Genomic DNA, 14,726 nt, shown 5'->3' on the forward strand with positions numbered 1-14,726 from the left:
GCGCGGGTGCCACCGATCACCACGAACGACGAGGAACGGACTTCATGAACGACCAGCACGACCACGGAGCACTTGGCGATGCCGAGTACGCGGAGTTCATGGAGCTCGCCGCGGAAGAGGGCTTCGACATCGAGGACGTCGAAGGCGCGATCGAGGCGGCGGGCCACGGCCCGCTGCCCGTCCTCGCCGTCGTCGGCCGGCCCAATGTCGGCAAGTCGACCCTGGTGAACCGGATCATCGGCCGCCGTGAGGCGGTCGTCGAGGACAAGCCCGGCGTCACCCGCGACCGCGTCTCGTACGAGGCCGAATGGGCCGGCCGCCGCTTCAAGGTCGTCGACACCGGCGGCTGGGAGCAGGACGTCCTCGGCATCGACGCCTCCGTCGCCGCCCAGGCCGAATACGCCATCGAGACCGCCGACGCGGTCGTCTTCGTCGTCGACGCCAAGGTCGGCGCCACCGACACCGACGAGGCCGTCGTCAAGCTGCTGCGCCGGGCCGGCAAGCCCGTCGTGCTGTGCGCCAACAAGGTCGACGGCCAGAGCGGCGAGTCCGACGCGGCCTCGCTGTGGTCCCTCGGCCTCGGCCTGCCGCACCCGGTCTCCTCCCTGCACGGGCGCGGCACCGGAGACATGCTGGACGCGGTCCTGGAAGCCCTTCCGGACGCCCCCGCGCAGACCTTCGGCGCCGCCGCCCCCGGCGGCCCGCGCCGCATCGCGCTGATCGGCCGCCCGAACGTCGGCAAGTCCTCGCTGCTCAACAAGGTCGCGAAGGAGGACCGTGTCGTCGTCAACGAGATGGCCGGCACCACCCGCGACCCGGTCGACGAACTGATCGAGCTCGGCGGCATCACCTGGAAGTTCGTGGACACCGCGGGCATCCGCAAGCGCGTCCACCTCCAGCAGGGCGCCGACTACTACGCCTCCTTGCGCACGGCCGCCGCCGTCGAGAAGGCGGAGGTCGCGGTCATCCTGATCGACTCGACCGAGAACATCAGCGTCCAGGACCAGCGCATCATCACGATGGCCGTCGAGGCGGGCCGCGCGATCGTGATCGCGTACAACAAGTGGGACGAGCTCGACGAGGAGCGCCGCTACTACCTCGAGCGCGAGATCGAGACCGAGATGCAGCAGGTCGCCTGGGCGCCCCGGGTGAACGTCTCGGCGCTCACCGGCCGCCACATGGAGAAGCTGGTCCCGGCGATCGAGGCCGCTCTCGCGGGCTGGGAGACGCGCGTCCCCACCGGCCGCCTGAACGCCTTCCTCGGCGAGGTCGTCGCCGCGCACCCGCACCCGGTCCGTGGCGGCAAGCAGCCCCGCATCCTGTTCGGCACCCAGGCGGGCAGCAAGCCGCCGCGGTTCGTCCTCTTCGCCTCCGGCTTCCTGGAGCACGGCTACCGGCGCTTCATCGAGCGCCGGCTGCGTGAGGAGTTCGGCTTCGAGGGCACCCCGATCCACATCTCGGTGCGCGTGCGCGAGAAGCGCGGCGCCCAGCACAAGAAGAAGTAGTACGGCGTCCCGGGGTCAGTAGCCCCGGCGCGGAGCGGGCGGCAGGGCCGCCGGGATGTGCTGCATCCCGGTCTGGTGCTGTCGCCCGCCGGCGTATCCGGGGCCGCCCGTGCCCTGGCCGGCGTAGGAGTACGAGTACGCCGGCTGCGGGGTGTACGACGGCTGCCAGCTCTCGGTCTGCTGCCATGAGGAACCGTTCCAGCCGTTGCCGCCGCCGGTGGCACCGCTGGCGCCGCCGCTGGTGCCGCCGCTGTACGCGCCGCCGTACGAGAAGGACGTGAAGCCGAGGTCCTCTTCGCCCGTGCGGTCTCCCGGCAGGGCCCGGAAGGCGCGCAGGTACTCCGAGTACAGCGTGTCGTAGATCGGCGTGTGCGAGGCGGCCGGAGCGCTGTCCCGGTCCCGTGCGGGGCGCATCGGGGGAACGGTGCTCGAGTAGGACGGGGCGCGGGAGGAGTCGTATGAATGCACGTATCAGCCAACGAAACCGGCGCCCTGCGGATGCGGGGTGACCGGGCGGAAAACGCAGATCGCCGGGGGTGCGCGGGACGGACCGCGCACCCCCGGCGCACGCCGCCGGGCCCCCTGAGCGGGGGCCGACGGCCACTTGGGAGTCCGAAGGGGCCGGACAAGGGGTCTGCCGAAGGGGCTCAGGCGAAGGGGCTCAGGCGCCCGGCGTACCGGCCAGGGGCATCGAGGCGGCCACGAGCTTGCCCGCGGCGGCGGCCTTGTCCAGAGCGTCCCGCAGCAGGTCCTCGCGGCGCTGCTGGCCGATCGAGCCGAACGGGGCGGCGTAGATCAGGACGCGCTGGGTCTTGTTGACGGCGGCCCGCCAGCCCTCGGTCACCGACAGCGCCTGGTGCGCCTGCCACCAGGCGACCTGACCGCCGCCCTCGGTGCCCGGCTGGAGTACGGCGTGCAGCTGGCCGCCGACGAGCAGGACCGACCATCCGTTCAGGGCGGAGGGCACCTCGGCCGTGTCCGTGACCGGCATGAAGCCCTGCTCGATCAGGAGCGGCAGGAAGTCGTCGCCGGGGCCGTCGCTGCCGGGGCGGGCGATCCGCGCGGTCGGCTCGACCACCAGGGCCGGGTGCAGCTCCCCGCCGATCAGGACCAGGCCGCTGGTGATGCCGAGGACGGCCTGGCCGCCCGGCACGTTCTGCGGGCCGCCGCCGATGACGGGCTCGGCGGGGGCCGGGCTGTCATTCGTGATGCTGCGGACGGCGCCCTGGAGCTGCTCCTCGGAGACGGAGACGACCTGGGAGGGGATGCAGGTGGCGTGGGCGAAGGCCAGGACGGCGGTCTCCTCGCCGACGAACAGCACCGTGCTGGTCCGGTCGCTCTCGGGGTCGCCCGGGGTGCGGCAGGAGGTGCAGTCGTAACTGCGCGGCGCGTCCTCGCCGACGAGCAGCCTGTCGGCTTCTTCGTCACCGATCTCGGCACGTACCTCATCACTGACGTCGAGCATGCGCGGCACGGGGTGGCTCCTCGGACTAGGCGACGGGCGGCCGGTGCGGCCGGCCCGTCTCGGCATACGTGCGGGGCCGGGGTGGTTCCCGGCTCGCCGGGCTCAACGGGGGAGCGGCGGCCGGGGTCACGCCATTGGAGGGAACGGAATCGAACCAGGCCCCCGGACGAGTGAACCGGCCGATCGGAGCTTCCTTTTCGTGCCAACTCTTTTCTGCTTGTGCGCAGTTGATAGTCGGGGATGGTCATTTCGGGAGGCGGGGTGCGTCGGCCGACCGGGTGGGACGCGGGGGCACACCGCGTGGCGGTCCGGGAGCCGGTGCGGGGCTGCGTAGCGTGACCCGATGCCCAACCTCCGGAACAGCTGGGCCGCGCCGGTGGCCGCCGCCGCCACCGCGCTGGTCCTCGTGCTGCCGCCGGGCGCGGCCGCGGCTCCGCCGCCGCCCGCGCCCGGCCCGGCCGGTGCGGCGCACCCCGGCTCGTCCGGCGTGATCGGGGACGGGCCCGGTGACTGCGGACCGGGCGGGGAGTGGCCCTGGGACTGCGTGGCCGACTGCGAGAGCGGCGGGCGATGGGCCGTCAACACCGGCAACGGCTTCTACGGCGGGCTGCAGTTCCGGCAGCCGACCTGGGAGGAGTACGGCGGGCTGCTCTTCGCGCGGCGCGCCGACCTGGCGAGCCGGGAACAGCAGATCCGGGTCGCTGAGGGCGTGTTGGGCACCCAGGGGTGGGAAGCGTGGCCGGTGTGCTCGAAGCGGTACGGGCTCGCGGGCCGGATGCATGTGGTGCGGGGCGGGGACACGCTGGTGTCGATCGCGCGTCGGCACCGGGTGAAGGGCGGGTGGCAGGCGCTGTACGAGGCGAACCGGGCGGTGATCGGGGAGACCCCCCAGAGGCTCGCGGCCGGCATGCTGCTGGCGCTGCCCGCGGCCGACCACGCTCCCGCTCCTACGCCCGCACCGACTCCTACGCCCGCACCGACTCCCACGCCCACGCCCACTCCTACACCTCTGCCTACTCCTCCTCCACCGGCGTCGACCCTCCCTCCGGCTGTTCCCGCGCCGACGCCTTCCGGTTCCGCCGCCCCCACTCCGGTCACGGCTCCTCCGGTGGCCGTGCCGCCTGCCCCGACGCCCGCTCCCGCCCGGTCGGCGACTCCGGGGCTCGTCGAGCAGCAGCACCGTGGTGTCGGTGCGCAGCGGTGAGCCCGGCGCCGAGACACCAGCGACGGCAGGACCACCGCGAGCGCGGGCACCTGGACTGCGGGGCCGTCCCGCGGGTCGGGCGGGGCACGGGACCGACCGGAAGCGGATCGACAGGAAGCGGGGCGAGGGCAACCGGGCCCGACCGGAAGGGGCGGCACGCGCTCGGCCGCGCTCGGCCGCCTATTTCTTGCGCTATGCCCGGAAGGCACCCACGCTGAAAACGTCGAGCCGACCGGCTCGCTCGGACACCGGTGGTGAGCCAGATGGTCCTGAGCAGAACCCCCCACACCGCCGCGTGGGCGGCGGCAGCGGTGCTTCTCCTCGTACCCGCCGCCGCGGGATGTGCCTCCGATTCCGGAGACGAGGCCGGTACGGGTACGAGCACGAGTACGAGCTCACCACCGGTCGTGGTGCCCGTCGTGCCCACGACGGAGATGCCCGAGCCCGCCGACCCGGCGGCCGCCAAGGCGCAGGTCGAGAAGAACTGGACGACCTTCTTCGACCCCGAGGCCTCCACCGACCAGAAGGCCGGTGTGCTGGAGAACGGTGACACCCTCAAGCCCCTCCTGACCGCCTTCGCCGCCGATCCCAATGCCGCCAAGTCGTCCGCCAAAGTGACCGGCGTCGACTTCACCTCGTCCCAGGAGGCGCAGGTGACGTACGACCTGCTCGTCGGCGGCACCCCGGCGCTGCCCGGCAGCAAGGGGACCGCGGTCCTCCAGGACGGTGTCTGGAAGGTCTCGGTCAAGACGCTGTGCGCGCTGGTCAAGATCAGCGGCAATACGTCGGTGCCGGGCTGCTGAATCCCTTGAATCCCTGCTGCTGGTGGTGGCGCCCCCTGACCGGAGGCGCCACCAGCTTCGACGTACCCCTGCTCCCGTACCGGCCCTGACGCGGGTCCGGTCCCTCCGGCGGCCGGCCGCGGGGGCGCTGGCAGACTCGGGACATGCTGGAGACCTCCGTACGACTGTTGCGCCTGCTGTCGCTGTTGCAGGCCCACCGCGGCTGGACCGGGGCAGATCTCGCGGAGCGGCTCGGCGTGACCCCGCGTACGGTCCGGCGGGACGTGGACCGGTTGCGGGAGCTCGGGTATCCGGTGAACGCCAGTCCCGGCACCGGCGGCGGGTACCAGCTGGGGGCGGGAGCCCAGCTGCCGCCGCTCCTGCTGGACGACGACGAGGCCGTGGCCGTCGCGGTCGGGCTGCGGACCGCCGCCGGGAACGGGGTCGAGGGGATCGGGGAGGCGTCCGTACGGGCCCTCGCGAAGCTCGAACAGGTACTGCCCGGCCGGCTGCGGCGCCGGGTCTCCGCGCTGAACGAGTTCACGGTGCCGATGCTGCGCGGGCCGGAGCGTTCCATGGTCGACGCCTCCGTCCTGACCGAGCTCGCCTCCGTCTGCCGGGACAGCGAGCGGCTGCGCTTCGGGTACCGGGACCACGAGGGCAACGTCACGCGCCGCACCGTCGAGCCGCACCGGCTGGTGTGCACCGAGCGGCGCTGGTACCTGGTCGCCTGGGACCTGGACCGGGAGGCCTGGCGCACCTTCCGCGCCGACCGGATCGAGCCCAGAGCGCCGCACGGCCCGCGGTTCACCCCGCGCCCCGGGCCCGCCGAGGACCTGGCCGCGTACGTCTCCCAGGGCGTGGCCCAGCGCGCGTACGCGGCCCGGGCGGTGGTACGGCTGAAGATCCCGGTGCAGCGGGCGGCAGAGATCATCGGGCCGAGCGCGGGCGCCCTGGTGCCGATCGACGAGAGCAGCTGCCTGCTGCGCACGGGGGCGGTGAACCTCGATGTTCTGGTGATTCATGTCATGCTGCTCGGCTGTGAGTTCGAGGTCGTCGAGCCGCCGGAGCTGACCGAGCGGATCAAGGCGGCGCGGGATCTCCTGGGGCGGGCCGTGGAGTCGGCGGCGGTGAAGGAAATGTAGTGAACCTGAGGTGAGTTCGCCTTGGTCCGGTCCACCGCCGTGGAAATGTCCGACCGGAATTCCCGTTCATTGGCGGAAATCCCAAAGAATCTCTGCGGAGGGCGTGTCGCGGCCCGGAAAACAATTGCGCGGACTGTCCCCAGATGGCCCACGGTTGTCGACATTCCGTGACACAAGTGTGACCCGGGACGGACGAACGTCCGGGCGTGGCGCTGACGGTGGTTCCGGGCGGCGGTCCGTGAACGGACGAGGCGGGCCCGGTCGGTGACCGGGCCCGCCTCGGTGCCGCGGGGGAGGGGTGCGTACCGCCCCGCGGGCTGTGGTTCAGCCGCCGGTGACCGGCTGGGCGGCGGCCCCGCGGGTGGTGGCGGCCCGCTCGCCGTGCGCCGGGCGGCGGCCGCCGACGGGCGTGACCGGGGTCCGCTCGGACCGGATCAGGTGCGGCCGTCCGGCCAGGTGTGCGGCGGGCCGGGCCGCCGGGGAGTGCCCGGCGGGGCCGGCGCTCTGGGCGCCGGCCGTGGTGGCCGCCGATGCCGTGACCGCCAAGGCCGTGGCAGGCGCCGGAGCGGGCGCGGGGGCGGGTTCCTCGACGGCGTCGGAGGTGAGCTGGAGCTGCCACTTGCCGCCCGCCGAGAGCAGCGGGGTGAGCGCGACCGCGACCGGTCCGGACACGCGCCCGGTCTCCAGGTGGCGGCGCAGCTGCTCGCGCACTCCGAAGACGTAGGCCTCGGCCTGGGCGATGACCGGCTCGAACCAGGGGAGCGCCAGGAGGATCAGCAGACCCGCGGACCAGCCGAGCAGGACGTCGCTGACCCAGTGCGTGCCCAGGTACACGGTGGTGGCGCCGACGCTCAGGGAGACGACGGCGGACACCACGGACAGCACCCGCCGGGTGACCGTGGTGGAGGCCAGGTAGGCCAGGATTCCCCAGGTCACGACGGCGTTGGCGGTGTGGCCGGAAGGGAATATATCGCCGCCCGCGAAGAGCTCGGCGGAGCCGATCTCGGTGGCGTAGTGCGGGCCGAGCCGGCCGAGGCCGAGCTTGACCGACCCGACGGTGATGTTGAGCAGCAGCAGCGCCACGCCGAGGGTGATCAGCGGGCGCAGCGTGTGCTGGCGCCAGGAGCGCCAGCCGAGCCAGGCGGCGACCATCACCGCGGTGGGTCCGCGCTGGCCGAGCACGACGAGGTAGTCGAGGAAGGCGTGCAGCTGCGGCCACTGCTCGTAGGGCCGGAAGAACATGATCTGCCAGTCCAGGCGGACGAGCCAGGACGTGGTCAGCACGGCCACCACGATCGCGAGATAGAACACGAGGGTCGATCCCAGGAGCACGACGCGGTGCCGGCTCATCTGCGGGGTTTGCAGATGAGCCGGTCGCTCTGGTTCCCGGTCCAGTCGGGCGAAGACCCGCTCCAGACGGGCCGGGATTTGGTCGGTACGCACTCAATCGACGTTACCGCGCGTCGATGGGCGACCCGGGCGAACCGCGGGCTTTGTGATGACCATGTGATGTGGAGTTGGTCTCACGCGGGACTTAATTCACGGTATTTCGGCAGTCCTTGGAGCAGGTCCGATCCACCGTCCCGGAATTCACCCCGCAGACTTAACCGGGCTTTATCGGTCAAGGTCGATTCCCTTGCTCGAAGAGGAATAGGAATGATCTATTCCGTTATGTCGGTCGGTGCGCCCGGTCGGTGCGCCCGGTCGACGCGTCCTACGGAGGCCCCGAGCCGTTCAGCCAGAACGCCCCGTAGACCGCCGACGCCACGGACACCGCGCCCAGCACCAGGGCCGCCCGGCGGGTGCTCCACCGGGCCATCGCCACGGCGACCGGCAGCAGCAGCGGGAACGCCGGCAGCAGCAGCCGGGGCTTGGAGCCGAAGTACCCGGACGCGCACAGCGCCAGTGCCACGACGATCCCGCAGTACACGAGCAACGGCGCGGGCTGCCGCTGCCGTACGCACCGCCCGTACAGCCACAGCACCAGCGCGACTCCGGCGAGCAGCCCGACCCCGGCCGCGAACGCCGACGACGCCAGCTTCGCCCCGATGAACCGGGCGAAGGCCCAGCCCCCGTCGAAGCCGTTGCCCCAGCCGCCCTGCACGTCCAGGTACCCGAACAGGCCCTCCCCGGTGTGCGCGCCGACCCACAGCACGTACGCCCCGGCTCCCAGCGGAGCCAGCAGCGCGCCGCCGGCCAGCCGCCAGGACCGCTCCCCGCGCCGCCGGGCCACGAGGACGGCCACCCACACCGCCGCGACCACCGCCGCACCGACCGGGCGGGTCAGTCCCGCCCCGGCCGCGAGCAGCCCCGCCGTCAGCCACCGGCCGCGCAGGGCCCCGTACAGCGCCCAGACCGCCAGCGCGGTGAACAGCGACTCGCTGTACGCCATGGACTGCACGATGCCGACGGGCAGCGCGGCCCAGGCCGCGACCGCCAGCACCCCGGCCCGGCGGCCGTGGAGGAGATCGGCCACCGCGAAGATCCCCCAGGCGGCGGCGAGCCCCGCGACCGCCGACACCACCAGGCCCGCGGAGCCGTACGAGAGCCCGGACGCGGCCGCCACCACCCGCTCCAGCCAGGGAAGCAGCGGGAAGAAGGCCAGATTGGAGTGGACGTCCCCGTTCGGGAGGACCACCTCGTACCCGTACCCCTCGGCGGCGACGCGTGCGTACCAGAGCGAGTCCCAGCGGGCCGACAACAGCGTGTGCGGGCTGCTGCCGACGGCCGCCCCCCATCCGCCGAGCACGGCCAGCCCGAGCAGCCGGACCGCCGCGAAGACGGCCAGCGCGGGCGCGGCCCGGCGAAATCCAAGATCTTTCACGGGCATGATTATCGGGGGCGGGGGCTCGCGGACCGATCGAGAACCACGTGCCGTGAGCGTGCGTGTACAGGGGGGAAGGAGGGTGTGGGGCGAGTGGCGTACACCACACCGCCGCCGCCGCCGTGATGAGAGCTTGACCACGTGTCGGACAGGCGAACTCGCGTACGCTGACCGTTCAACTCGTGTGTCGATGCCGGACCCCGTAGGAAGCCGCAGAGCGCAACACTCCCCGTGGCTCCAGACGACGCTGGTCCGCCGAGCGCGAGGGATCACCTGGGAGGTACATGCATGTCGGGGACGAACGTGGTCGGCGACAGGAACCCTTCCCCCTGGCAGCGGCTCCACGCGGCCTCCGGCGGGGCGAACCGCTGGCTCGTGCTGGCGGTCCTGTGCGTCAGCCTGGTCCTCGTCGCGCTCGACGCGACGATCCTGCACGTCGCCGTCCCCTCCCTCACCGAGGACCTGCGCCCCGGCTCGATCGAACTCCTCTGGATCGTCGACGCCTACCCGCTGGTCTGCGCCGCACTGCTGATCCTCTTCGGCACCCTCGGCGACCGGGTCGGCCGCCGCCGCGTCCTCCTCCTCGGCTACGGACTCTTCGGCGTGGCCTCCGCCATCGCGGCCCTCGCCGACAACGCCCAGGTCCTCATCGCCGCCCGCGCCCTGCTCGGCATCGGCGGCGCGATGATCATGCCCGCCACCCTGTCGATCCTGCGCCAGGTCTTCCCCGACCGGCGGGAGCGGGCCCTCGCCATCGGCATCTGGACGGCCGTCGCCGCCATCGGAGCCGCCAGCGGCCCCGTACTCGGCGGCTTCCTCGTCCAGCACTACTGGTGGGGCTCGGTCTTCCTCATCAACATCCCGCTGATGGCCCTGATCCTGCCCCTCGGCCGCTGGCTGCTGCCCGAGTCCAAGGGATCCTCGAACGGGCCCTGGGACGTGGTCGGCGCGCTGACGGCCGCCGCCGGCGTGCTCGGATCGGTACTCGGGGTCAAGCGGCTGGGAGCCGAGCGGGACCTGCTCGACCCGCAGGCGCTGGTCCCGCTGGCGATCGGTGCCGCCCTGCTCATCCTCTTCGTGCGGCGCCAGAAGCGGCGTCCGCATCCGCTCATCGACATGCGGATGTTCTCCCGCGTTGCCTTCTCGACCTCCGTCGGCTGCATCGTGCTCGCCATGCTGGCCCTCGTCGGCCTGGAGCTGATCGCCGTCCAGTACCTCCAGCTGGTGCTGCACCTCAGCCCGCTGGAGACCGGCCTGCGGCTGCTGCCGCTCACCTTCGCCGCCATGGCCGCGGGCGCCACCGGGTCCTACACCCTGGCGCGGGTCGGCCCGCGCAAGATGGTCTCGCTGGGCTTCCTGCTGACCGCGTTCGCCGTGCTGCTGCTGACGTTCATGGGCCAGCAGGACCGGCCCGTGCTGCTCACCGTCGGCTTCGTCCTGCTCGGCTTCGGGCTCCAGACCACGCTCTTCGCCGCGTACGAGTCCATGCTGAGCGAGGCACCGGCCGCCACCGCGGGCGGCGCGGCCTCGATCGGCGAGACCTCGTACCAGCTCGGCGCGGGCATGGGCATCGCGCTGCTGGGCAGCGTCATGAACGCCGCGTACGCGCCGGGGCTCGTGGGAGTGCCGGGGGTGTCGGAGGCCGACTCGGCGGGCGCGGGGAACTCGCTGGGCGAGGCCTACCAGATCGCCGCGCACCTCGGCGGACCGGCGGGCGAATCCCTCTACGCCGCGGCCCGGCACTCCTTCGTGTACGGGCTGCACGTCACCCTGCTGGTCAGCGCGGGGCTGCTGCTGGCGGGGGCGGTGATGGCGCTGAAGCTGCCGCGGGTGATGGAGTGCGGGGAGGCCGAGGCCGAGGGCGAGGCGGTACGGCTCCCGGCGCAGACGTCCGCGGAGCCGAGTGCCGAGTCGGCTGCCGGACCGGCTGCCGGTCCGGCTGCGCCGCGCGCCGCGAGGATCCCCGCCCCGGCCCATCCGGACCCGGCCGCGGGCAGCCTGTCGGGCCGTCCGAGCTGACCCCTGCTCGCTCGGCCCCTCCCGCCGGGGGCCGAGCGCCGCTGCGCCGCCCCTGCCGGGGCTCCGCCCCGGACCCCGCACCTCAAACTCCCCCAGCTACCGCTGCGAGGTGCCCCCGGGCGGGGCTGAAGATGGGCTCGATTCCGGGGCCTGTGCGGCATGGTGAGCGCTGAGGACCGGGGCTCCGCCCTCGACCCCGCGCCTCAAGTTCGGCGGGGGTGAGGCGCCCCGAACGGCGATGGAGCTGAGGGTGGGCTCGGTGCCGGGCCGTGTGCGGCATCGTGAGCGCTGAGGAGCGGGGCTTCGCTTCCGGTGGGGGTGAGGGGCGCCTCGAACGCCGACAGGGCTGAGGGTGGGGGGTCGTCGGTCGGCGGTGGGGTGAGGGGCGGGTCGGACTTCGCGCGGTGCCTCCCCCCGGGGGGTGGGGGTGGACGAGGGGGATCTTGGCGTCTAGCGTCCGCAGTGCAGCGCACGACCCGCGCTGCCAGGTTCTGCCCGCCGGGCCCGGCCGCGCAGGCTGCCGACCCGCAGCGGACGGCCCGCGCAGCCACCCCGCAGCAGGCGGCCGTCAGGCCGCCCACGGCAGGGCTCCGACCGACTCAGGCCGCCGGGAGGCCCCGTGTCCGCGTTCCTGCCCCACGATCCGCTCGGGCTCGACGAGCTCCTCGGCCCCGAGGACCTCGCCATCCGTGACTCCGTCCGCGGCTGGGCCGCCGACCGCGTCCTGCCGCACATCGCCGAGTGGTACGAGAGCGGCGAGCTCCCCGGCATCCGGGAGCTGGCCCGGGAGCTCGGCGCGCTCGGGGCGCTCGGGATGTCGCTGACCGGCTACGGGTGCGCGGGCGCCAGCGCGGTCCAGTACGGCCTCGCCTGCCTGGAGCTGGAGGCCGCCGACTCCGGCATCCGCTCGCTGGTCTCCGTACAGGGTTCCCTCGCCATGTACGCGATCTGGAAGTACGGCTCCGAGGAGCAGAAGCAGCGCTGGCTGCCCGGCATGGCCGCCGGCGAGCTGATCGGCTGCTTCGGGCTGACCGAGCCCGACGTCGGCTCCGACCCCGCCGCCATGCGTACCCACGCGAAGCGGGACGGCGGCGACTGGGTGCTGAACGGCCGCAAGATGTGGATCACCAATGGTTCCGTCGCGGCGGTCGCCGTGGTCTGGGCGCAGACCGACGAGGGGATCCGCGGGTTCGCGGTGCCCACCGACACCGCCGGCTTCTGCGCACCGGAGATCAAGCACAAGTGGTCGCTGCGCGCCTCCGTGACCAGCGAGCTGGTGCTGGACGACGTACGGCTGCCCGCGGACGCGGTCCTTCCGGAGGTCACCGGCCTCAAGGGTCCGCTCGGCTGCCTCAGCCACGCGCGGTACGGGATCATCTGGGGAGCCATGGGCGCGGCGCGCGCCAGTTTCGAGTCCGCGCTCGGCTACGCGAAGACGCGGGAGCAGTTCGGAAAGCCGATCGGCGGCTTCCAGCTCACGCAGGCCAAGCTCGCGGACATGGCGCTGGAGCTCCACAAGGGGATCCTGCTCGCCCACCACCTGGGCCGGCGGATGGACGCGGGCACCCTGCGGCCGGAGCAGATCAGCTTCGGCAAGCTCAACAACGTCCGCGAGGCCATCGAGATCTGTCGGACCGCGCGGACCGTCCTGGGTGCCAACGGGATCTCCCTCGAATATCCCGTCATGCGGCACGCCACCAACCTCGAATCGGTCCTCACCTACGAGGGCACCGTCGAGATGCACCAGCTGGTGCTGGGTAAGGCGCTCACCGGGCTGGACGCCTTCCGGTGAGGGCCCTGCTCAGCTCTGGTTGAAGAAGTCGCGTGAGCGGCCGCCGGGCTCGCCGTTCACCACCTGGGTGTCGGCCGGGGTCAGCAGGAAGACCCTGGTCGCCACCCGCTCGATCGATCCGCGCAGCCCGAAGGTCAGTCCGGCCGCGAAGTCGACCACGCGCTTCGCGTCGCTCGGGTCCATCGACGACAGGTTCACGATCACCGGGACGCCCTCGCGGAACAGCTCGCCGATGCCACGCGCGTCACGGAAGCCGTCCGGGGTGACCGTCGCGATCCGGCGGCCCTGGTCGACCGCCGACTCGGAGGCCACCCTGACGCGGGGGTCGGTGACCCACTGCTCGCCGGGTCCGGCCACCGAGCCCTGAGCCGCCTCCGCGTAGTCGTCGTCGTAGTAACGCTCGTCGTCGCTGTCTTCCACGAGACCAAGCCAGGCACTCGCCTTGCGCACCGAACCCATGGACGCCTCCTTTCACCGTGCGGTCATCTGTCTTCTCTCCGCTGCCCCTATGGTCGTCCATGATGCTGACAACGCGCCAAGTGGATAGTCGCCGCGCAGGGTTTTCGTGACGGTACTGGTGCAGAACATCCGTTGCACCGTCAAGGAATTTGGTGGCTAGTACTGCTGACTGAGTGAAAATACGACTGGTGCCTCCGTACGGGTGGCCGGTGGGGGCGTACGGGTGAAGGACACGGCTCGATACGATGCCCGGCAGGCATGCGTATGACACACGGGGGAAGCAGATTTGTTCGGCATCGTCAGGCCTTGCACGCACCGGCTGGGGGACAGGTTCAAGACGGAGTGGATGGCCCATCTTTGCGGGCTGTGCCTGGCACTTCGGGGGGACCACGGCCAGTTCGCCAGGATCGTCACCAACTACGACGGGTTGCTCGTCTCCGTTCTGACGGAGGCTCAGTCCGGTCCCGCTCCCGGCGCCCGGCGGACCGCGGGACCCTGTCCACTGCGCGGAATGCGCACCGCCCCGGTGGCCAACGGTGAAGGCGCTCGGCTCGCGGCCGCGGTCTCGCTCGTCCTGGCCTCCGCCAAGGTGCGGGACCACGTGGCCGACCGGGACGGCCTGTTGGCCCGCGCCCCCATCGCCGCCGCCGCGCGCAAGGTGGCCCGCGGCTGGGACCGGGCCGGTGCCCGCACCGGGGCCTCGCTCGGCTTCGACACGGCGGTGCTCGTCGACGCCGTGGACCGGCAGACGGGCATCGAGACGCTGGCCGGCCCGGGTACGCCCGTGCTCGTGGTGACGGAGCCGACCGAGACCGCGACGGCCGCCGCCTTCGCGCATACCGCGCAACTGGCCGGACGGCCGGACAACGCCCCCGCACTCGCCGAGGCGGGCCGGTACTTCGGCCGGCTGGCGCACCTGCTGGACGCCGTGGAGGACCGGGCCGCGGACGCCGCGGCGGGAGCCTGGAACCCGCTCACCGCCACCGGGACCTCCCTCACCGAGGCCAGAAGGCTGTGCGACGACGCCCTCCAGGGGATCCGGCTGGCGCTGCGCGAAGTCGAGTTCGCGGACGCGGGACTGGCCCACCGGCTGCTGGTGCACGAGCTGCGCACCTCGGTGGACCGGGCCTTCGGGACCAGCGGCTGCGGGCACGGCCACACCGGGACGGCCTCCGCCGGGCAGGGCCAGAGCCCCTACGGCCAGAACCCGCCGGGCCACAACCCCTACGGCCAGAACCCGCCGGGCCAGAACCCCTACGGCGGAGCTCCGTACGGCGGCGGAGCCCCCGGAGGGCCCGGCGGTCCGGGGATGCCGCCGCCCATGGGTCCGGGGGGTGGTACCGGGGGCGGGCACCCTCCGCGCAAGCCGCGCCGCGGGCTGCTCGCCGGCTGCGCGGTGGCCATCGGGCTGTTCTGCACCTGCCAGATCTGCTGCACCGAGCACGAGGGTCCGTGGTCCCGGAAGAAGCGGGACCCCTGGTGCGACGCCTGCGACTGCTGTGACTGCTGCCCCTGCGACGGCTGCTGATCC

12 protein-coding genes are annotated in these 14,726 nt (G+C 72.8%); 7 read left to right on the plus strand and 5 right to left on the minus strand.

Annotated elements, in window-relative coordinates:
- Positions 1-44 precede the first annotated feature (44 nt).
- Complete coding sequence (gene der, locus ABZX75_RS27135; protein WP_355414957.1) at positions 45-1,505, plus strand: ribosome biogenesis GTPase Der; 1,461 nt, start codon at positions 45-47, stop codon at positions 1,503-1,505.
- A 15-nt stretch (positions 1,506-1,520) separates the two neighbouring features.
- Here der and ABZX75_RS27140 read toward each other — a convergent pair whose 3' ends face one another.
- Positions 1,521-1,919, minus strand: a complete 399-nt coding sequence (locus ABZX75_RS27140; RefSeq protein ID WP_355414959.1) for a hypothetical protein — start codon at positions 1,917-1,919, stop codon at positions 1,521-1,523.
- Positions 1,920-2,166: 247 nt separating this feature from the next.
- Positions 2,167-2,979: a hypothetical protein gene (locus tag ABZX75_RS27145; RefSeq protein ID WP_355414961.1), complete on the minus strand. Its 813-nt coding sequence runs from the start codon at positions 2,977-2,979 to the stop codon at positions 2,167-2,169.
- A 334-nt stretch (positions 2,980-3,313) separates the two neighbouring features.
- Between ABZX75_RS27145 and ABZX75_RS27150 the strand changes: the two genes are divergently transcribed.
- The 3 genes from ABZX75_RS27150 (at position 3,314) to ABZX75_RS27160 (ending at position 6,101) form a co-directional block, all read left to right on the plus strand.
- Complete coding sequence (locus ABZX75_RS27150; RefSeq protein WP_355414963.1) at positions 3,314-4,174, plus strand: transglycosylase family protein; 861 nt, start codon at positions 3,314-3,316, stop codon at positions 4,172-4,174.
- A 263-nt stretch (positions 4,175-4,437) separates the two neighbouring features.
- Complete coding sequence (locus ABZX75_RS27155; protein WP_355414965.1) at positions 4,438-4,977, plus strand: hypothetical protein; 540 nt, start codon at positions 4,438-4,440, stop codon at positions 4,975-4,977.
- A 143-nt stretch (positions 4,978-5,120) separates the two neighbouring features.
- A complete protein-coding gene (locus tag ABZX75_RS27160) occupies positions 5,121-6,101 on the plus strand; it encodes a YafY family protein (RefSeq protein ID WP_355414967.1) in 981 nt (326 codons plus the stop codon).
- Positions 6,102-6,425: 324 nt separating this feature from the next.
- Here the strand turns inward: ABZX75_RS27160 and ABZX75_RS27165 are convergent, their stop codons facing one another.
- Positions 6,426-7,544 carry a phosphatase PAP2 family protein gene (locus tag ABZX75_RS27165; RefSeq protein ID WP_355414969.1) on the minus strand — a complete coding sequence of 373 codons (1,119 nt, stop codon included), beginning with the start codon at positions 7,542-7,544 and terminating at the stop codon, positions 6,426-6,428.
- Between the two features lie 271 nt (positions 7,545-7,815).
- A complete protein-coding gene (locus ABZX75_RS27170; protein WP_355414971.1) occupies positions 7,816-8,925 on the minus strand; it encodes a glycosyltransferase family 39 protein in 1,110 nt (369 codons plus the stop codon).
- Positions 8,926-9,213: 288 nt separating this feature from the next.
- Between ABZX75_RS27170 and ABZX75_RS27175 the strand changes: the two genes are divergently transcribed.
- Both ABZX75_RS27175 and ABZX75_RS27180 read left to right on the plus strand, forming a co-directional pair.
- Positions 9,214-10,944, plus strand: coding sequence for an MFS transporter (locus ABZX75_RS27175; RefSeq protein WP_355414973.1), 1,731 nt, complete (start codon positions 9,214-9,216; stop codon positions 10,942-10,944).
- 619 nt (positions 10,945-11,563) lie between these two features.
- Positions 11,564-12,736 carry an acyl-CoA dehydrogenase family protein gene (locus ABZX75_RS27180; protein WP_355414976.1) on the plus strand — a complete coding sequence of 391 codons (1,173 nt, stop codon included), beginning with the start codon at positions 11,564-11,566 and terminating at the stop codon, positions 12,734-12,736.
- A 9-nt stretch (positions 12,737-12,745) separates the two neighbouring features.
- On the opposite strand, the gene sepF is transcribed toward ABZX75_RS27180, so the two are convergent.
- On the minus strand, positions 12,746-13,195 hold the full coding sequence (gene sepF, locus ABZX75_RS27185) for a cell division protein SepF (RefSeq protein WP_355414978.1): 450 nt from the start codon (positions 13,193-13,195) through the stop codon (positions 12,746-12,748).
- A 286-nt stretch (positions 13,196-13,481) separates the two neighbouring features.
- Between sepF and ABZX75_RS27190 the strand changes: the two genes are divergently transcribed.
- Complete coding sequence (locus tag ABZX75_RS27190; RefSeq protein ID WP_355414980.1) at positions 13,482-14,723, plus strand: DUF5685 family protein; 1,242 nt, start codon at positions 13,482-13,484, stop codon at positions 14,721-14,723.
- Positions 14,724-14,726 lie beyond the last annotated feature (3 nt).

This window comes from Streptomyces sp. NPDC003038, assembly GCF_040611115.1.
GTDB lineage: Bacteria > Actinomycetota > Actinomycetes > Streptomycetales > Streptomycetaceae > Streptomyces.